11 protein-coding genes are annotated in these 18848 nt (G+C 62.5%); 4 read left to right on the top strand and 7 right to left on the bottom strand.

Going from position 1 to position 18848, the window contains the following annotated elements; translation table 11 throughout:
- Positions 1-40 precede the first annotated feature (40 nt).
- The 6 genes from MRBLPB4O_RS09525 to MRBLPB4O_RS09500 form a co-directional block, all read right to left on the bottom strand.
- Positions 41-532: an EF-hand domain-containing protein gene (locus MRBLPB4O_RS09525; protein WP_341798201.1), complete on the bottom strand. Its 492-nt coding sequence runs from the start codon at positions 530-532 to the stop codon at positions 41-43.
- 174 nt (positions 533-706) lie between these two features.
- Positions 707-1267: a DUF4174 domain-containing protein gene (locus MRBLPB4O_RS09520; protein WP_341798200.1), complete on the bottom strand. Its 561-nt coding sequence runs from the start codon at positions 1265-1267 to the stop codon at positions 707-709.
- 227 nt (positions 1268-1494) lie between these two features.
- A complete protein-coding gene (locus tag MRBLPB4O_RS09515; protein ID WP_341798199.1) occupies positions 1495-5988 on the bottom strand; it encodes an NEL-type E3 ubiquitin ligase domain-containing protein in 4494 nt (1497 codons plus the stop codon).
- Positions 5989-6086: 98 nt separating this feature from the next.
- Entirely contained in the window at positions 6087-10508 is a 4422-nt protein-coding gene (locus MRBLPB4O_RS09510) for an NEL-type E3 ubiquitin ligase domain-containing protein (RefSeq protein ID WP_341798198.1), read from the bottom strand.
- Between the two features lie 78 nt (positions 10509-10586).
- Positions 10587-12947: a DNA polymerase II gene (locus MRBLPB4O_RS09505; protein ID WP_341798197.1), complete on the bottom strand. Its 2361-nt coding sequence runs from the start codon at positions 12945-12947 to the stop codon at positions 10587-10589.
- Between the two features lie 34 nt (positions 12948-12981).
- Positions 12982-14172 carry an MFS transporter gene (locus tag MRBLPB4O_RS09500; RefSeq protein ID WP_341798196.1) on the bottom strand — a complete coding sequence of 397 codons (1191 nt, stop codon included), beginning with the start codon at positions 14170-14172 and terminating at the stop codon, positions 12982-12984.
- Between the two features lie 117 nt (positions 14173-14289).
- Here MRBLPB4O_RS09500 and MRBLPB4O_RS09495 point away from each other — a divergent pair, with 117 nt between their 5' ends.
- Positions 14290-15186: a LysR family transcriptional regulator gene (locus MRBLPB4O_RS09495; RefSeq protein ID WP_341798195.1), complete on the top strand. Its 897-nt coding sequence runs from the start codon at positions 14290-14292 to the stop codon at positions 15184-15186.
- On the opposite strand, the gene MRBLPB4O_RS09490 is transcribed toward MRBLPB4O_RS09495, so the two are convergent.
- Positions 15167-16087: a LysR substrate-binding domain-containing protein gene (locus MRBLPB4O_RS09490; RefSeq protein ID WP_019471102.1), complete on the bottom strand. Its 921-nt coding sequence runs from the start codon at positions 16085-16087 to the stop codon at positions 15167-15169. The two genes, MRBLPB4O_RS09495 and MRBLPB4O_RS09490, sit on opposite strands and share 20 nt — an antisense overlap.
- A 159-nt stretch (positions 16088-16246) precedes the next feature.
- Between MRBLPB4O_RS09490 and MRBLPB4O_RS09485 the strand changes: the two genes are divergently transcribed.
- From MRBLPB4O_RS09485 to MRBLPB4O_RS09475, 3 genes are read left to right on the top strand one after another with little or no spacing between them, the layout of a single operon-like run.
- Complete coding sequence (locus MRBLPB4O_RS09485) at positions 16247-17035, top strand: YqcI/YcgG family protein (RefSeq protein WP_341798194.1); 789 nt, start codon at positions 16247-16249, stop codon at positions 17033-17035.
- Positions 17036-17037: 2 nt separating this feature from the next.
- Positions 17038-17664 carry a LysE family translocator gene (locus tag MRBLPB4O_RS09480; protein WP_341798193.1) on the top strand — a complete coding sequence of 209 codons (627 nt, stop codon included), beginning with the start codon at positions 17038-17040 and terminating at the stop codon, positions 17662-17664.
- Positions 17665-17703: 39 nt separating this feature from the next.
- Complete coding sequence (locus MRBLPB4O_RS09475; RefSeq protein ID WP_341798192.1) at positions 17704-18786, top strand: hypothetical protein; 1083 nt, start codon at positions 17704-17706, stop codon at positions 18784-18786.
- Positions 18787-18848 lie beyond the last annotated feature (62 nt).

The raw sequence follows: 18848 nt of genomic DNA, 5'->3' as shown, positions 1-18848 counted from the left end.
CCAGCAGGAGGAGCGTTGTGGCGTTTCATGGGGTAGAAAGTCAGGGCTTGCCGGTCAGGTGGCTGAACAACCCATCAGGCATGGCTTTGCCATTGGCCTGATAAATCGCCTTGAGGTGATCCGCCGCTTCCTGCTCGGAGATGAAGCCGTCATGGTTGCGGTCGATCGCGTCGAACTCACGGGCACGGTCCTTGGCCACCGCCAGAAACTCATCGCGCGAGACCTTGCCATCGTGATTGCTGTCGGTTTTGGCGAACGAGGCGTCACCGCACTTGCCTTCACCACACTTGCCCTCAGCCCCGGCCTTGGCGCCGGCGCCGCATTTACCCTCACCGCACTTGCCTTCGCTTTGGGAAGCCTTGCCGCTCCCCCCGCACTTGCCTTCACCACACTTGCCCTCGCCGGCAACTTTGGCCGAGGCCAGTTGGTAACCTTGAGCCAGCGGCTCGACGGCGAACGCACTGTTGCTCATTGCCATGCTGCCGATCAGGGCGGCGCCGAGCAGGCCGAGGGTGTTTTTTGCTTGAGTCATGATGCAGCTCCACTGGGGTTGGAAAGTGGAGCCATTAGGCCGTTGCGGTTTGTCGTGGATGTATCGTGCCAGGCGCACTTTTGTATGGCAGTAGGTCTGCAGCACAGGCAGATACAGTGCGATACACACCACCCGGCAACGGGCCCCAAGGTGCCTTGGAGCCCTGAGGCGTGATCAGTCTTCCAGCGGTTTGGGCGGGGCCGCTGGCTTGGCGGGCTTGGCAGGCTTGGCCGACTTGCTGTCCTTGTCCTTGGCTTGCGGGGCCGCCGCTACGGGCTCGGGCGCCGCCACCGCCTTTTCGCTGGCAGGCAGTTCATCGACCGCTTTGAGGATCACCTGTGGGTCGATGGTCTCGCCGGTGTCGTCGTCCTTGAGCATGTGCCGCTCACCGTCCTTGCCCACCAGAATCACCTTGGTCCCCTTGCTCGCACCCAGCTTCAGTTCCCGAATCAGGGCCATTGTCGTCTGCTGCTCGAGGTTCTTGTCCTCTCGCTTGCCCATCATGTTGGCGACGCTGTACAGGACAAGGTTGCGCTCCTTGAACGCAGCCTGGGTGGCCGGGTCCTCAAGCGCCTTGTTCAGCCCTCGCAACGTTGGGTCGGCACTGCTGGGAGCGATAACCACCAATGGTCTGGCCTTGCCCAGTTCCTTGGCTAGAGGCGCATCACTGTCTGCGGCAAACAGGGGGCCGGCAACAGCAAGCAAGGTTGCGAGGGTCAGTGACCGGACAAGCATGCGTATCTCCTTATTGTCTCGATATACCAATGACTACAGATCACGGAGAAAAATCCGACAGGGAGCCTAAACCACTTCATTCCAGAACGGGGTGTGCAAAAGTAACTGTCGATTTCCGAGCCACCTGAAGCCAAGACTACGGCGCTGGTACAAACCACTGTCAGCACGATTGAGCATAGCCCAAAGCCGCTTTGGCAGGGCCAGGCAGCCCTGGATCTGAGCGCTGGTCAACGCACATCGATCGCTGGCCCCATGGGTGCAACTTCCATCGCGTGAATCGTCATATCCAGCATCAGCCCTCTGCGTGCAGCGCGCTGAGCATCACGAATGGCATCCGCCTGGTCGATCATGGCCCCTTGGTTCAGCGCTTCGTCGTCAAGCACGGTTTCAAGCTGCCTTCTGAACGGCAGGTCGACCGCAGCGAATCGCTCAGGATGGGAACGCTCCAGGTGCGCCTGCCAAAATTCGCGGTCAACCATGGAGCGGGCAATCGCTTCCGGCGTTTCTGCATCCCGCACCACAGCCTCTGCCTCTGCAAGGTCCGCCTCCAGGACGCCCGAGATCGCAAGAAAGCTCATTTCGCCCACCTGCAATGGCAGGTCGAGACGCTCCCTCAGCCCGATCCTGAAAGCCAACCCCACCTCGCTTCCTTCCAGTGTCCTGCCATGCTGTAACGCCCATCGGGTAGCGAACATGTCGACTGCATCCTGGCGCCATAAACGTCTGCCCAGGTCTAGCAAAGCGCGCTCGCTTTCTCCCTGAGCCGCGTGCTCAACCTGCCAAACCAGCAAATTCAGTTCAAGGTTGCTCAAGCACCAGGTTGCACCATCCTGGCACCCCCACTCATCATTGGCCACTGAAAGCAAGTTCTGCCGCAACTCCGGCGTAATGGCCATCGCTTGCAATACCGCCATTACCCGATTGCCCATTGCACGCGCATTGACACGAAAATCTTCGGACAGCAACAACTGGCGAAGCACACGGAAAAAACGCTCGGCGTCCTGCCCTGAATCCAGCGAGTCCCAGGCAGCAAGCATCAAGCCGCGATGCTCCGGGGCCACTGCATCCCCCCATATTTCACGCGCACGACTCATCCGTAGCTGCACTTGCTCCTCGTCGAGGTCAGGACCATTACTATTCAACGCAGCCTGCAAGCGTAACGTCTGGGCTTCGCCGAGGGGGTTCGCATTCAGACGAAATCGCCGCCGATGCCACAGAGGCAACTGGTAGAAACCCTCTGGAACGAGCCGGATCCGGTTATCCCGCAGGTCAACGGACAGCAATTGAGTGTTGTCGAACACGCCCAGTGGAAATTGTGAGATCTGTGTGTCGCGCAAGTTCAGCCAACGCAATTCAGCCAAACCCGCCAGCATGAACCTGCTGCCCAGGGGGTTATGGGACAGGTCGAGTGACTGCAGGCCGGCGCAACTGGCCAGTGTGGCGGTTTGTGTAATGTTCAGGACGATACGGTTGTTGGTCAGGCTCAGATGCCGCAGCTGCTCTATCTGCAGCAAAGGTTGCGGAAGACGCGTCAGAAGATTCCCTCCCAGGTCGAGGGTTTGCAGATTAGGGAAAGCCAGCAGGAAGCTGCTTGGCACCTCCAGTAGGTCAAGGTGCAACAGAGACAGGCTGGTAACGCCCCTGAAGCTGACCTGCACGGGAATGTTGGGCAAGCCGCCCGGCCTGAAATTACAGAACATGACGTGGAGGTTTTCCTGGGCATTGATTTGCAGTTCCCCCACACCCACCGACCGCCTCCAGCAATTGAACAACGTCTGGCGCAACGCTTCGCGATCATCCATGACATCGCCCCGCCCTCGTGCCACCCAGGTATTCATGGTCCTGCGAAGCATCGCGAACTCATTGTGAAGGCTAGTCAGTACTTCTTCCAGTTGGTGCCCTGAACGCCTGGCGTCATCGGCGAAGGTTTCGACCTGTTGATCACTCAACCACGGGAAGAGCTCGCGCAACGTTGCCCTCAGGGCACTCCCCCTGGATGCAAAGCCACCCACTCCACCACCACCCAGTGGGTAGCCAATACGTCCATCGGCCAAGCGCATCGGCCCTCGAACAGCACCCGGGCGTACCGCGCCAAGCAAACGACTGATCTCATCACGATGGCGTACCGCTTCGCGCCCCAGTATCACCCTGAGGTTGTGCGAGAATGGATCACCGATCCCCATCGCCTCCCGTTGTACATCGGTATAGGCTGGCGCCATGACGTCGAACAACTCACCTGCCTCACCACACGCCCTGCCGTGACTGTCATGCAGCTGAAAGGAACCCTCCAGGTGCACCAGGTCGAACGCCCCCTGCCCTTGCTCGGTCTTCGCCAGCATCGGCCCGCCCAGCCAACCTTCGTACACCCGCCAGCACACCCCTAGCTCGCCCCCAGGCAAATACCGCAACAAGCCCACGGCTACCCGTGCCAGGTCTGCATGCTGTGGCGTATCAAGGTACAGCGCTTCAAATACCCGAGCCTGCCGGGTAACCAGCAAACTGCCCCTCGCCGCCTCGGCAAGCCCCAGTGCAACCCTGCCGCTGGATAGCAACCGTGTGCGGTCAACGCTGGTGGCAGCCTGTACCAATGCTTGCGCACCGCGCACGCTCAGCCCAGGGAAGACCCGGCGCAACGCTGCGCTGCCAGGGGTGTCGCTGGGCTGCAAGGCTTCGAAAAGGTGCTGCAGCAGTGTTCGGCGCTGCGTCCATGCCAGCGCGGCCAGTGCCTGATCTGTCAGGCCACTCGCGCCTGGCAAGCGCCGAGCATGATCGAGCACTGTTGCATCTTCTACCGGCTCGCCGCTGCGCAAACGGCCAATCATGCTGCGGATGCGTTGGTCAAGCCTGACCCGCTCCACACTGTCAATCATCCCGGGGCTCGGTGCCTGGGCGTGTACATGCAAGCCCCGCACGTCGTCGCCATCAAGGCCATGGAACAGTAGAACCTGATCGATCTGTTCGTCATTCAGCCCATTGAAGGGTTCACCCAAACGCCGGAACATGCGGTATTTGTCGGTCCACCGAGCCGGTTGCTCGCTCCACAACCGCCAGGCACCTGCGCCATTGTGGCGCAGCAACGGCCCGTGGCCGTCGACCGGATGCAACTGCCATTGATCATCACCCGCCTCTGCCACGCGATAGTGATGCCCGTCCATTTCGATCCAGGCCTGCCCGTCCTGACGCCGAATACCCAAGGCATCCCGGCTTGAGGCCGCAACGGGGGCCTGGCTTTGAAACGGGGTCAAGTCGTGTTGCCAGAGTTTCTCAGTGCCGTCCTCCAGCCGAGCCGGCACCATGGCATCGACCTGTGCAGAGCGAGCCCAAATCCGTCGAGCCACACCCACCCCGGCTACCGTGGTCGCCACGACGGCAAGGTCTGTAGCCACATGGGTCAAATGGTCGAGCGCCTCCTGGCGAGCGCCTTCATGCCAAGCCTCGACGCCATGGTAGACCTCACGCAGTAGTTCGCAGGCCGTCACGGCCAGCAGCGCCAGGCCGAGCCCAGGCAGAAAGAAACTGGCCAGGTTGAGCAGCGCCCACCCTTCGGCTTCAAGGCGTAGGTCATGCTGGCGCTGAACCTCACGATCCAGTCTGGCCACAGGAACTGCGATCATCGCCGCATCGTCCTTGATCTGGTGGATGCGTGCTTGTGCCAGGCTTATGAACAACGGATGCGGGTAGGCCTGCAAACGCGGTTCGAGATCGCGAAAGGCCCAGTCCGCCAAGTCATCGAAGAGCTCCGCGACCTGGGCGAAAAACGCCTGGCTATCACGCCGCAGCACGAAGCGGCTGAAGAAACGCTGATAGGCCTTGTCTCGCAAGCGACGGCCCAGGTGGCGGTTCAGTTTGTCGATGCTCTCGAACACGCTCCAAGGCGAACCAGGGTCCCCAGGTACGTATAGAAACACCCGACGCGTAGTGTCGAACAGCACACCCTGCTCAACCACGACGAACACTGTCACCTGCTCGATCTTGCAACCCAGCAACTTCAGCTGCATGGCCTGGACAAGGTCCCCCGCCAGACGCAGCAGCTTCCCCTTCTCGCACACAGCCACCATCAAACCGAGCTCGCTGTCATCCAGCGTTCCTTCCTGCCGGGCCTTGTAGGCGTCCACCAGCATGCTGTAGCGCATGGCATCCACAAGCCGGGACACCACGTACTCGCCACTGCCAGCGGGCTTGAGGATGGCATCCAGATGACGTTGATAGCGCTCACCCAGGTCCAGCTCACGACACAGTCCGGCAAATTCGATGCTCGTAGGGGGTTTGACCGTACCGTGGCGTGGAAGCAGCAGCCGGTTACCGCGTGGCTGACCACCTTCCTGCGCCTGCGCGGCCGTGAAGTTGCGCAATGCCACTTCGAGCAGCGGCTTTTCTTCATACACCACGTCAGTCAGGTGCGCGCCTACCGGCTGACTGTTGATCACAGGCTCCCGGCGGCCCTCCAGAAACCTGAGCAAGTACGGGTTACGGCCAAGCCCGTAACGCTCGTCGAGGGCCTTTCCCAAGGCTGATGCGACGAAACTGTCGAGGCCCTCGATACCTCGCAGCACGGCATTCACTTGCTCACGGCAGCGAAGACTGTTTGCCAATGCCTTGCCGATCTCTGGCAGTTGCTCAGCCGGTGCATGACGCAACCAGGGTGGCAGGCGCCTGCCGATGATGCCGTCCTGGAAAGCATCGATGGCGGCCTGCGCATCTGACGGCACAGTGGTGTCCATGGCTAGGGGCCTCTTCATGAAAAGAAGCCAGACTAAGTCGCCTGCTCCCCGCCAGGCGCTATATAACTAATGCCTGCGGCCAGACAACCGGCCACCCGCTAGCTGAGCACACGCTGCACCGTATTCCGGTCCAGCGCCTCCAGCGTCAACTGCAGCAACACCGCATGCTCGCGTTGCTGATTGCGGATCTGCAGCCGTGCGATTTCCTCGTCCCGGTTCCCCAGCGCCATCAGCCGCTCCAGCTCAGCGTGCATGGATGGGGGCACTTGCAAGCGAACCGCAGAGGTCTTGCGCAGGTAATCCTGCCAGAACCACTGGCGTGACAGGTAATCAGCAATGCCCTCCCGGGTCTGGCGCGCCAGAACCCTTTCACGGGCCTGGAGAAGGTCCTGCTTACCCAAGGCAGGGATACCTGCATAGAGCATTTCATCGGGATGGCCAGGCAAGTCCAGCGACGTGCGCAAGCCAATTCGATAGGCCAAGGCGAATTCGATCGATTCAGCCCCCGCCCCCACCCGCTGAGCATGTTCAGCGGCAATTTGCTCAAGCACCGCCAACCGCCACATCCGGGCACCGAGCTTCAGCAAGGCCCGTTCAGGCCGGGCGGATCCGCTATGCCTTGTGCGCCATATCATCACTCGCAGCTCCAGGTCGGCGAAACGCGCGGTGGCGTTATCCTGGCAACCGGTCGCCGCAGCGTGCTCGAACAGCTCCTGCCTGAGGGCATCATGCTCAGACATCGCCTCGAGCATGTCGAACACCCGGGCCGCCAGCGCGGATGCGGTCGATGAGAAACTGAAGGCGCCCGACTCTGTCAGCATCGACAGGGTATTGAAGAACTCCTCCGATCGCTCCTCGGCCTCCAGATGGGCCCACAGTGCAGCCATTTCATCCCGACGTTCGCCAGGCAACGCATCCAGAATGCGCAACCGGTAAGGCACGCGGCTGGCCTCAAGCAAATGCCAGGTTGATAACCCATCCTGAGCGCCCTCCAGCAGGTTGCCGGAAAGCTCGACCCTGCCCGAGCGCCACAGCTGCGATCGATGAAAGCCCTCTGGCAGTTCCGCAATACGGTTGCCGCTGAGATTCAGGGTATGCAGTTCTGACGCGTCCATCAGCCCGTAGGGAAACTCGGGTATCTGTGTGTTGGTCAGGTAAAGAGCATTCAGCTCGGTCATTGCGAGGACAGAAAATACCCTGCGCAGCGGGTTGTTCGACAGGTTCAGGTACACCAGGGACCGGCAATCTGCCAGGACCAATGCCTGGCCTTGGTCGAGCGCGATCTGGTTACCAGACAAGTCGAGCACCTCCAGCTTCTGGACAAGCCCCAGCGGCAATGGCAAACGCCTGAGTCGGCAATTGGTGATTTCGAGGTTGCGCAAGTTGGGAAATGCCTGCAGAAACTCATCCGGAACATGCTCCACGCGCATGGAGCGCAGGGCCAGGATGGAGACGTGGGGAAAGCCCACCTGCGCAGGCAGGGCCGGCAGGTGGCCCAAGCGGCTGATCGTCTGGGTCAGCATGAAGCGCCCGTCGTCCAGTGCCGCTTGCGCTTGCAGTTCGGGCACAAGACAGCGCCAGCAGTCGATCAGGCCCTTTCTGAATTCACGCCGTGCGACCAGCTCCGAGGATAGCAAGGCACTGCGTGCCCACTTGGTCAAGTATCTCTTCAGCACCCCATATTGCTGCTCCAGCCTATTTAACCTGGCCTGCGCGTCGCCTGAGGCCAACCAGCGCTCGATCTGTTCGTCGGTAAAGGCCGGGTACAGGTCTCGCAACCGGGCCTGAAACGCCCTAGGCCTGTTTCGCCCTAGCGCCCCCCATAGCCTGCCGCCAGCCATGGGGTAACCAATCCGGCCATCCGCAAGCCGCTGCGGCGCAAGAAACGAGCCGCTGGGCTGTTCCAGCCTGAGCAGGTTCACCACGGCCTGGCGTCGGTCGAAAGCAACGTTGGTCAACGCCTGGCGCAGCGCAGGCACAAAAGGCTGACCCTGGCCGATGGCCGCTTGTGCTGCGTCGTCATAGGCTCCGGCCAAAGCTTCGAATAACTCGCCCGTCTCACCGACAACGCTGGGCGTTCGGGCGCGCAGGCGGAACAGCCCATGGCGATGAAGCAGGTCAAACGTCTGCCCCGATCCCTGGACCGTCAGTAACGGCTCGCGGGCATCTGCATCGAACAACCGCCAGCCCGGGCCGCCAGCGCCTGGCACATGCACCAGCAGGTTCAATACTACCCGCGCCAGGTCGAGGTTTTGCGGCGTGTCGATGCACAGCGCCTCATACACCCGCGCCATTCGAATTCGCGCTACCTGCAACCTTGCAGCCTCGCCCATCAGCAACGGTACACGCCCCGTTTCACGCAACAGCTGCACGTCATCCTCGCTGGCATTGCGCAGCACCTCATCCGCGGCCAAACGGTGCAGGCTGGTGAAATCCTGCCGTAACAGGCGGCCGGTTTCCGTGTCGGGGTTCTGCTCGTCGTACACCGTCTGCAGCAGTTCCCGTCGCCCGGCCCAAGCCACATCGGCCAACGCTGGCCCGTGCTTCCCGGGCGCCTGTGGAAGGCGCATGACCCGCGCCATCAGCAGCGGGTCTGCGGTTACCCCTCCCTCGCGCAACTGGTTGATCAACGTACCAATCCTGCCGGCGAGCCGCACGCGTGCGACGGTGTCGACCAGCGCTGCCTCCGCTGGTCGTCCATACACATGCCATGCCCGCAGGTGCTGATCATCGAGGCCATGGATCGCCAGCGACCGGTCGATCTGCGCATCGTCAAGGTCGCTGAATGGCCCGCCCAGGCGGCGGAACAACTGGCGTGTGTCGTCCCACTCGGCGGGCTGCTCGCACCACAGCCGCCACGCACCGGCGCCATTGTGGCGCAGCGGCGGCGCATAGCCCTGATAGGGGAGCAGTTGCCACTGCTCATCGGCGTCGTGCCAGCTCACCTCATACCAGTACCCGTCCATGCTGATCCAGCGGCGCTCGCCAAAGCGGTGCGTACCCTGCATGTCCAGCACTGCCGTAGCTGGCGGGCTTTCGCCGCGATAGGGGCTGAGGTCTGCGTTCCACAGTTTTTCTTCCCCGCTTTCCAGCTGCGCCGGTACCAGGCTGTCGACCACGCTCCAGGCGCGTCGGGCGGTGGCGACGACGGCAACGGTTGCCCCCACAGCCAGCAGCCCTTTGCCAACATTCAGCAGGTGCGCAAGTGCCGCGTTGCGTTCGTTGTCCTGCCAGTCCCCTATCGCCTGGAAGGTCTGCTGTAGCAGTTCCCAGGCCATCACCCCCAACAACACCGCGCCGATTGCCGGAACGAAAAGCCCTGCAACACCCAACAGCGTCCAGCCTTCAGCACGCAAACGGCGGGCGTGTTCGGCCTGGACCTCGCGATCAAGCAAGGCTACGGGCGGGGCGATGACGGCAGCATCGTCCTTGATCCACGCGACCCAGTCGTTCGCAAGGTGTTCGAACAGGGGCAGGCGATATGCGAAGGTCTGCTCATCGAGGTCTCTGGTCGCCCAGCCGGCCACGTCATCCAGCCGCTCACTGACGGCCGAAAAAAATCGCTGGCTGTCGCGTCGGCGCACGAAGCGGTTGAAGAAACGCCGGTAGTCACCTTCGCGCAGGCGTTTGCCAAGCACCCGGCGGGCATACTCATCCAGGTCGCTGCGCACGCTCCAGGGGCCATGCGGGTCACCCGGCACATAGACCAGCACGCGCTTGCTGGTGTCGAACAACACGCCATCGTCGATCACGTCCAGCACGACGATCTGCTGCAGGCGGCAACCGAACAACGCCAACTGCCGCACGCGAACCGGTGCACCTTCAAGTTTGCCGAGCGTGTCCTCAAGGCAGAGCGCGACCACCCACTTCAGTTCGTCTGCGCTCAATACGCCTTGCGCCCTGGCTTGCAAGGCATCCACCAGCATGCTGTAGCGTTGCCGTCGTGTCAGCAACCCCTTGACCTCGGGCTGCAGTACGGCATCCAGGTGCGCCTGGTATTTCTGCCCGAGGTCCAGCGTGCGACACAGCCTGGCGAAGGCCGTTGCAGACAGTTCAGCACGCTTTTCGCCATGCGCATCGACCAGGCAATTACCAGGCGGCTGGTCGCGCTGCTGTTGCGCGGTGAAATTGCCCAAGGCGGCCTCGAGCAGAGGAATGTCGTAGTAGTCGTTGGCGACAACCGGAAGCCGACTGGTTACATAATTGATCGTCGGCGACGTGAAGGTGTACCACTGGCGAAAGTACAAGCGATCTACATCAAGGCTGCCGTGGGTACCCAGCGCTTGCTGCAGCAAGGGCTGGGTAAATGCACTCAGGTTGCGTAGCCGCGCCAGCGCTGAGGACAAGCCTGCGCGACAGGCCAGCAGTTCAGGCAATGCCTCGCTCAACAGGGTGAATTCGGCCATGCTCAGCCGCTTCATCCAGGCCGGCAGCCGCCGTGCAATGTAGTGGTCCTGGCATGCTTGTGCCATGGCAAGGGTATCGACCGCAGCCGATGGTTGACTGCTCGTGTTGTGCATCTCTGCCTCCGCGGTAGCATGGAGGCCCGAGTCTGAAGACTGCAGCGTGATGCTGACGCCTAGCTATCTACCACCCATTCAGAACAGCAGTAACTGATGGTCGGTAAGGCGAACGAAATCATCACCGACAAAGGGCAGGATGGCGTCGGCCACCGGCAGTAGCTGACGGCTGATGTAGTGATCGTAGTCGATCGGGGCCTGCAGGTTTTCCAGCGGCTCAGGGCCGGCGGTGGTGATCACGTAACTGATCCAGCCCCCACGCTGGTACTGCAAAGGGCGCCCCAGACGTTTGTTGTACTCGTCGGCAAGGCGTGCGGCACGCACATGCGGCGGCACGTTGCGCTGGTAATCGGCCAGCGGGCGACGCAGGCGCTTGCGATAAACCAGCAGTTCGTCCTGCTCGCCGGCCAAGGTTCGCCGCACGTACTCGCGGACATAATCTCGGTAGGGCTCGCTGCGGAACACACGGCCGTAGAGTTCCTGCTGGAACTGCCGGGCCAGCGGTGACCAGTCGGTGCGCACCGATTCCAGGCCCTTGTAAACCATTTCTTGCGAACCGTCGGCCCGCTGCACCAGGCCGGCATAGCGCTTTTTACTGCCTTCATCGGTACCGCGGATGGTGGGCATCAGGAAGCGTCGGTAATGCACCTCGAACTGCAGTTCGAGGGCGCTCTGCAGGTTCATGGTCTCGTGCAGATGGGCTTGCCACCATTGGTTGACCTTTGCCACCAGCTCGCGGCCGATGCGCGCCGCGTCCTCCTCGGCGTGGGCCCCCTTGAGCCAGACGAAGGTGGAGTCGGTGTCACCGTAGATCACATCGTAGCCACACGCCTCGATCAGGGAGCTGGTCTGGCGCATGATCTGGTGGCCGCGCATGGTGATCGACGACGCCAGGCGCGGATCGAAGAAACGGCAACCGCTGGAACCCAGCACGCCGTAGAAGGCATTCATGATGATTTTCAAGGCCTGCGACAGCGGCGCATTGCCCTCGCGCTTGGCCGCTTCCCTGCCCTGCCACACCCGTTCGACGATGGCTGGCAGGCAGTGCTGCGTGCGTGAAAAACGCCCACCGCGAAAACCCTCGACCGAATGTGCGTCGTCAGGCAGACGCAGGCCTTCAATCAGCCCGATCGGGTCGATGAGAAAGGTACGGATGATTGACGGGTACAGGCTCTTGTAGTCCAGCACCAGCACCGAATCGTAAAGCCCCGGCCGCGAATCCATGACAAAACCGCCGGGGCTGGCTTCGTCAGGGCGGCTGCCAAGGCTGGGCGCGACAAACCCAAGGCGGTGCATCTGTGGAATGTACAGGTGACAGAACGCAGCTACCGACCCACCGCTGCGGTCCACGGCCAGCCCCGTCACCGACGCACGCTCAAGCAGGAAGTCGAGCAGCCGGGTATGGGCGAAAATGCGCGTGACCAGTTCGCAGTCCTTCAGGTTGTAGTGCGCCAGAGCCGGTTTGTCTTCGGCGAAGCGGCGGTTGATCTCGTCCATGCGTTGGTACGGCGTGTCGATGGCCTTGCCTTCGCCCAGCAGGGTCTGGGCAACGTTCTCCAGGCTGAACGAGGGAAAACTCCAGGTAGCCGAACGCAACGCCTCGATGCCATCGATCAGCAAACGCCCCGGCGCATCGGCAAAAACGTGGCCACCACCGGCATGGCTGCGCAGGGTCATGGCCGCACCGTTGCGCCCCAGCGTCAGTGGCACCTGCAACGACTTGGCATGCTCATGCAGCAGGCGCAGGTCGAACTGCACCAGGTTCCAGCCAATGATCGCGTCCGGGTCATGCCTGGCCATCCACTGGTTGAGCCGGGTAATCAAAGCGGCGCGATCAGCGCAATACTCCAGGTCGAAGTCAAGCTCGGCGGCATCGCCGTTGGCCGGGCCGAGCATGTACACCTGGCGCTGGCCACAGCCCTCCAGCGCGATACTGTACAGCTCGCCACGCTCGCTGGTCTCGATGTCCAGCGACACCAGGCGCAGCGGCGGGCGATAACCGGGCGAGGGTTTGAGCTGGGCGTCGCAGAGGACGCCCTGGGCATCGGGTTGGCCGGTGAACTGCACCGGGGCAGTGATGAACCGCTCCATCAGGTAGCGTTCGGGTGGGCGGATATCCGCTTCGAACACCTCGACACCCGCCGTACGCAGGCGTTGCTCCAACTGCATCAGTTGCCGGTGCTGCCGGCAGTACAGCCCCAGCATCGGGCGCTGGTCGAAGTCTTTCAGGCCCAGTGGCCGCAGCTCGACGCCGGGCTCGTTGGCCAGCAACACCCGCGCATGCGCCTCATGCGTCTGCGCAATGAACGCCACCGAGACCTGTGGCGCCAGGCGTAGCTGCCGTGGCCCCTGATCGGTTGCCAGCCAGAACTCCACGCAGGTGCCTTCGGGCGTGTCATGCCAATGACGGGTCAGCACAAAACCCTGCTGCAACTCCACTGCGTCGACCTCTGCTGAAAAACGCAATTCTACGCTAGCGGGCCCCCGCCACGAAGCCACTTCTGCGCGCTGCCCAGGTCAACAACAAGGCCACCGCGATCAATGCCAACACCACCCCGCCAAAAGCCTCGGTCCCGCCCCCGACGAGCAACGCGCCACCCACGATCCCGCCCAAGGCGATAGCGCTGTTCCACACTGTCACCAGCATCGATTGCGCCACATCCCCGCCCTCGCCCGCCGCATCGGCACAGGCGGTCTGCAGCAGGGTCGGTGCGCCACCGTAGGTCAAGCCCCACAGGGCGATGCTCAGGTACATCAACCACGACGACGCCTGCCCCAATGCCAGCGTGGCCAAGGCAAAACCGGCCAGGCTCAGCAACACCAGCTTGCGCAGGTGTCGGTCGACCAGCATCCCCACCAGGCCGATCCCGGCCAGTGCCGAAAGGCCGAACACCATCAGCACCGCGCCAATTTCCCCAGCCATGCCGGCCGCCGCCAGCAGCGGCACAATGTAGGTGTAGAGGATGTTGTGGCCAAGGATCCAGGTCAGGATCACCAGCAGCACGATCAACACCCCCGGCGTGCGCAGCACCTGCATGGCCGCCGGGCGCTTGCCAGCGGCATGCCCCGGGTACTCCGGCACCGAGCGCAGCACCCACACCACCAGTAGCAACGCCACCAGGGTGACCAGCACAAACGTTGCACGCCAGCCCAGCCCAGCGCCCAGCCAGGTGGCAATGGGCAGCCCGAGCGACAAGGCAATCGGCTGCCCGAGCATCGCCAACGCCATGGCCCGGCCCTGCAACGGTGCCGGCACCATGCGCCGGGCATGGCCAGCGATCAGGCCCCATGCCAGGCCGGCCGCAGCCCCCGTGAAAAAGCGCAGCACCAGGGTCAGGCTATTGGAGCCCGACAAGGCCGTCAGCCCGTTGAACAGCACAAAACCGAGGATCGCCAGCAACAGGGCCCGCCGGCGATACCAGCCCTGGGTCAAGGTCACCAGCGGGATTGCTGTCAACAGTGAACCCAAGGCATAGGCCGTGACCCATTGCCCGGCCATGGCCTGGCTGATGTGCATGCCGTCGGCGATCTGGTCGAGCAAGCCCGCCGGCAGGGTTTCGCTGAGGATGGCGATAAAGCCGGTCATGGCCAGTGCCAGCAGCCCGCTGAGGGGCAGGCGTTCGCTACTGGCGTCCAGCAACGGTGGGGAGGATGTCCGGGACATTGCAATTGCCTTGAGTGGGAAAACAAGGCGGACAGTCTGCAAGCAAGGCCACTGCGGAAAAAGACGGTTACAATGCCGCTCACCCAGGACATTTATGTCCGCAATCAGGAATGCAACATGGACAGCCTCAGCGGCTTCGTGGTTTTCAATCGGGTGGCCGAAACCCGCAGTTTCGTCGCCGCCGGCCAGTCGCTGGGCATCACTGCCTCGGCCGTGGGCAAACGCGTGGCGCGCCTGGAAAGCCGCCTGGGCGTGCGCCTGTTCCACCGCAGCACACGCAGCATTACCCTCACCGCCGAAGGCTCGATGTTCCTCGAGCGCAGCCGGCGCATCCTTGCCGAAATAGAGGCCACCGAGCAGGAACTGTCCCAGGCCAGCGAAACGCCGCGCGGGCGCCTGCGGGTGAGCATGCCGCAGGTGACCAGACTGGTAATGCCGGCACTGGCCGAGTTCATGGCACTGTACCCACAGGTTGAACTGGACCTGGACTTCTCCGACCGCATGGTGGATATCGTCGGCGAAGGCTTCGATGTGGTGATGCGCGGCGGGCAGCCGGTGGACTCCCGGCTCAGCGCCAAATTCCTGGGCCACTTTCAGCACCGCCTGGTGGCCTCGCCCGAGTACCTGCGCGAACGCGGCACCCCCTTGCACCCACGCGACCTGGCGGCGCATACCTGCCTGCATTATCGCTTCCCCAGCAACGGCAAGCTGGAAACCTGGCCGCTGCGCCAGGAGCATCCCGAGCAAGCCTATGACATCCCCATCTCGATGGTCTGCAACCACGTCGAAACACGCGTCTGCTTTGCCTTGAACCACCGCGGCATTACCTGTCTGCCGGACTTCAACGTGGGTCGTGAGTTGGGCAATGGCTCCCTGGTCAGTGTCCTCGACGACTTCATGGAACGGCGCGGCAGCTTCTACCTGCTGTGGCCGTCCGGGCGGCAGATGCCGCCGAAGTTGCGGGTGTTCATCGATTTCATGCTCGAGCGGGTGTTCAACCGTACAGGTAATTGATGTCCTTGTAGGCCAGCGGTGGCACCTGGCCCAGCAGGAAGTCGCGCAGCTTGTGCATCTGCCGCGCTTTTGGGCTGGCCTTTAGCCAGGTCATGTAGTACCCGTCACCTGTGGCCACTGCATGCTTGAACGGCGTGGCCAGGCGCCCGGCCTGCAGGTCGGCACTGGCCAGCACCAGGTCGACCACCGAAATACCCAGGCCTTGCTGGGCAGCCGAAATGCCCTGGTCGAGCGTATCGAACACTTGCCCTTGGTCGATGCTGATTTCCAGTGCGCCCATCCGCGCCAGCCAGCGCCGCCAGTCGCGCCGGTCGGGTGACGGGTGCAGGAACTCGCATTGGGCCAGGTCCGCCAGGGCCGGTTGAGCCTGTGGCATGTAATCGGGCTGGCACACCGGGATCAGCCATTCATCGAACAGCTTGAAACTCTCGATATCAGCGGGGAAACGCCCGCTGGCCAACAGGATGGCGCAGTCATAGGGCTCGGAATAGAAGTCCACGCTGTCGATATCCATCCACACGCTGGACAGTTGCACGCTGCAGTTGTCATCGGCCTTCTTGAACGCATCCAGCGCCCGCAAGAGCCAGCGCATGGTGAGCGTGGACGGCGCCTTCAGGCGCAGGCCGTAGCGGTCCTGACGCAGCAACGCGCAGGCATTTTCGATGATCTTGAAGCCAACCTTCAGCTCTTGCGACAGCAGGCGCCCGTGCTCGGTCAGGCTCAGTTTCGGGCCACGCCGCTCGAACAGGTCGCAGCCAAACAGTGCTTCCAGGGTCTTGATGTGATGGCTGACCGCACCCTGGGTCAGGGCCAGTTCTTCCGCCGCACGGGTAAAAGAGCCATAGCGAGAGGCCACCTCGAAGGCACGCAGGGCGTGCAAGGCCTGAATCCGTTCCGACATGGCGACGTCCCGAGCATGAACAAGACTAATAGTAGGTCATAGTTCCACGCGTTTTACAACGTCGAGAGCGTCTCGGAAAATGCAGGTAAATAATAAACATAACCAAGATCCTGCCTGCATATGACTGGAACGTTCACTTAATCAACGCCTGGGGAAATCATGTTTACGGGATATGGAAATTGCTATCGCCTGGATGCGCTAGAGCAGGCCGTTGAACATGGATGCAATACGCAACACTGGACCTTCAAAACCATAGAACACTTTCGCAGTATCCTCGCCAACCCCGACTTCCCTTGCCTGTTCGGCCGCAAGGCGGTGAATGGCGAAACCTGCCACATCCTCTTCGCCCGCGCCGAGCAACTGGCCGATGACATCGCCCAGGGCCTGGCCGACTACGTGGGTACCATCGCCCCGATCACACCCAAGCAGCGCATCGGCAGCCCACTGGTGGTGTTTCTCGAAACCGCCGCCGATTACACCCTGGCCGAACAGCAGGCGCTGGCCTGGAAGGTGCTGCGTGGCGTGCATGCGCGCGACCCGCACCCCTGGCCGCAGGGCATGCCGACCGACCCCGACGACAACGGCTGGTCGTTCTGCTATGCCGGCATGCCCTTGTTCATCAACATGAACTTCCCTGGCCACCAGCAGATGAAAAGCCGCAATCTGGGGCATCACATCACCTTCGTCATCAATCCACGGGCGAACTTCGACGAAGTGGCCAACGCCAACACCGAGAGTGGCAAACGCATCCGCGAGCGCATACGCGAGCGCGTGCACCACTACAACGACGGCGTCATGCCCGACACCCTTGGCTTTTTCGGCGATACCGACAACTACGAATGGAAGCAATACCAACTGCAGGAGACGGGCTCGCTCAACCCGTCACGCTGCCCGTTCCACGCACATGCCGCACACCCTGCGACACCCGACTTACTGATCGAGAACTGACCGTGAATACCGCACTCACCTTCACCTATGCCCTCACCGTCCTGCTGCTCATCGCCACCCCCGGCCCGGTGGTGGCGCTGATCGTCAACACTGCGGCTGCCTCCGGCTCGCGCAAGGCCATGTTCACCGCCGTTGGCACCAACTGGGCCTCACTGGTGCTGATCGGCGCCGCGGCCTGGATCATCCTCACCAGCGCCGCGATCGACAAGGCATGGCTCAGCACCATGAGCCTGTTGGGTTGCCTGTTCATCGGCTACATCGCCGTGGGCACGCTGAGGGACGCCCTGCAGGCGCCGGCCCCGGAGGCGGCGAGCGAGGCGCCCAAGGCCGCGCGTGGCGGGCTGCTGCAAGGCTTCATGGTGGGTATTTCCAACCCCAAGGACATCATCTTCTTCATCGCCTTCTTCCCACAGTTCATCCAGATCACCGAGTCGTTCGGCAAAAGCATGGTGGTGTTGTCGCTGCTGTGGGTGGCCATCGATTTCGCCGTGCTCAGCCTGTACATCTTCGCCATCGGCAAAATCGCCTCGCAGCGCAGCAACCGCGTGATCAGCCTGGCTTCGGGCGTTGCCCTGCTGCTGATCGCCGCCGGCGGCCTGCTGTACAACATTAACGAACTGGCGGCCTGACCCTGATGCGAAGTGCCCGTTGCAACAGAAGGAAAAACCATGACAGCGACTGATACGAGCACGACTCCTTCGCCGCTGCAACAGGACTACCAGCGCTTTCTGCTGCTGGGCAGCCGCCGTGCGCCGCACACTGTGCACGTGCATGAAACCGGCTACCGCTCCGGCACCATCAACACCGATGCCCTTGGCCTGCGCTACAGCCATTGCGCCGGGAAGCGTTTTTCGGCGGCCGAACGCGGCGGCGCTTCACGTATCAACCTGCTGGTCGGCGGCTCCACGGCCTTGGGCATCGGCGCCAGCTCCGACGAACACACGGTGGCCTCGCACCTGTCGGCACTCACCGGCGAGGTCTGGCTGAGCCTGGCCGGTTGCGGGCTCAATGCCAGCCAGGAACTGCTGATGTTCCTGACTCACCAGCACCGCCTTGGCCAGCTCGGCCACGTGGTGGTGCTCAGCGGCCTCAACAGCCTGGCCCACGAAGCGCTGTGTGAAGTGCTCGGCAGCCCCAACGACCCACTGCACGCCAAGGCCTACCAGGCTTTTCTCAACAGTTTCAGCGAAGGCCTGCAGCCTGCCGCAGCACCCCGCAGGCCGTCACTGTGGCGGCGCATCGGCCAGGCCCTGACCACGCCTGCGGCCCAAGCCCCGGTCATCTGGCCGCTTTCGCCCCCGGAAAAACGACTGGCCCGCGCGGCCGACAGTATTGGCCGCACCTTGCGTCAGTGGGACCGGCTGCTGGCAGACAGCCACGCTACCCTCACCTTCATCCTGCAGCCGTTGCTGCCCTGGTGCCGGGACACCCTGCCCGCTGGCGAGCAGGCCATGCTGGCCGCGCTGGAACAACAACCGGCAAACTTCGACCGGCTGCTGGACGGCGCATTCGACAGCCAGTTGCACTCGGCCTTCTTCCGCCGCATCAAAAGCCAGGCCGACCCGGTGCCCTGCTATGACATGAACGGCATGCTCAGCAGCTCGCCAGTGTTCGGCGCCGACCTGTTCATCGACCGCCTGCACCTGAACGACCTGGGCAACAACGCCCTGGCCAAGGTCATTACCGCCAAGCTTGGCCTGGCCCAGGAAAAACACGCTCAACGCAAGGTCACGCCGATCAAGCTCGTCTGACAGTTGTCGACTGGTCTTCCGGCCACCCCCATTGGGTGGCTAGAATAGGCCGTCGTTCCGAT

Origin of the sequence: Pseudomonas sp. LPB4.O, from assembly GCF_038383825.1 — a bacterium.
Lineage (GTDB): Bacteria > Pseudomonadota > Gammaproteobacteria > Pseudomonadales > Pseudomonadaceae > Aquipseudomonas > Aquipseudomonas putida.
This window is presented reverse-complemented; position numbering and strand designations above follow the sequence as displayed.

Excerpts from the sequence above, each read along its gene's own strand:
- MRBLPB4O_RS09510 (WP_341798198.1), bottom strand. The coding sequence starts at position 10,508 with ATGCACAACACGAGCAGTCAACCATCGGCTGCGGTCGATACCCTTGCC.
- MRBLPB4O_RS09520 (WP_341798200.1), bottom strand. The coding sequence starts at position 1,267 with ATGCTTGTCCGGTCACTGACCCTCGCAACCTTGCTTGCTGTTGCCGGC.
- MRBLPB4O_RS09490 (WP_019471102.1), bottom strand. The coding sequence starts at position 16,087 with ATGTCGGAACGGATTCAGGCCTTGCACGCCCTGCGTGCCTTCGAGGTG.
- MRBLPB4O_RS09500 (WP_341798196.1), bottom strand. The coding sequence starts at position 14,172 with ATGTCCCGGACATCCTCCCCACCGTTGCTGGACGCCAGTAGCGAACGC.
- MRBLPB4O_RS09485 (WP_341798194.1), top strand. The coding sequence starts at position 16,247 with ATGTTTACGGGATATGGAAATTGCTATCGCCTGGATGCGCTAGAGCAG.
- MRBLPB4O_RS09495 (WP_341798195.1), top strand. The coding sequence starts at position 14,290 with ATGGACAGCCTCAGCGGCTTCGTGGTTTTCAATCGGGTGGCCGAAACC.
- MRBLPB4O_RS09515 (WP_341798199.1), bottom strand. The coding sequence starts at position 5,988 with ATGGACACCACTGTGCCGTCAGATGCGCAGGCCGCCATCGATGCTTTC.
- MRBLPB4O_RS09525 (WP_341798201.1), bottom strand. The coding sequence starts at position 532 with ATGACTCAAGCAAAAAACACCCTCGGCCTGCTCGGCGCCGCCCTGATC.
- MRBLPB4O_RS09475 (WP_341798192.1), top strand. The coding sequence starts at position 17,704 with ATGACAGCGACTGATACGAGCACGACTCCTTCGCCGCTGCAACAGGAC.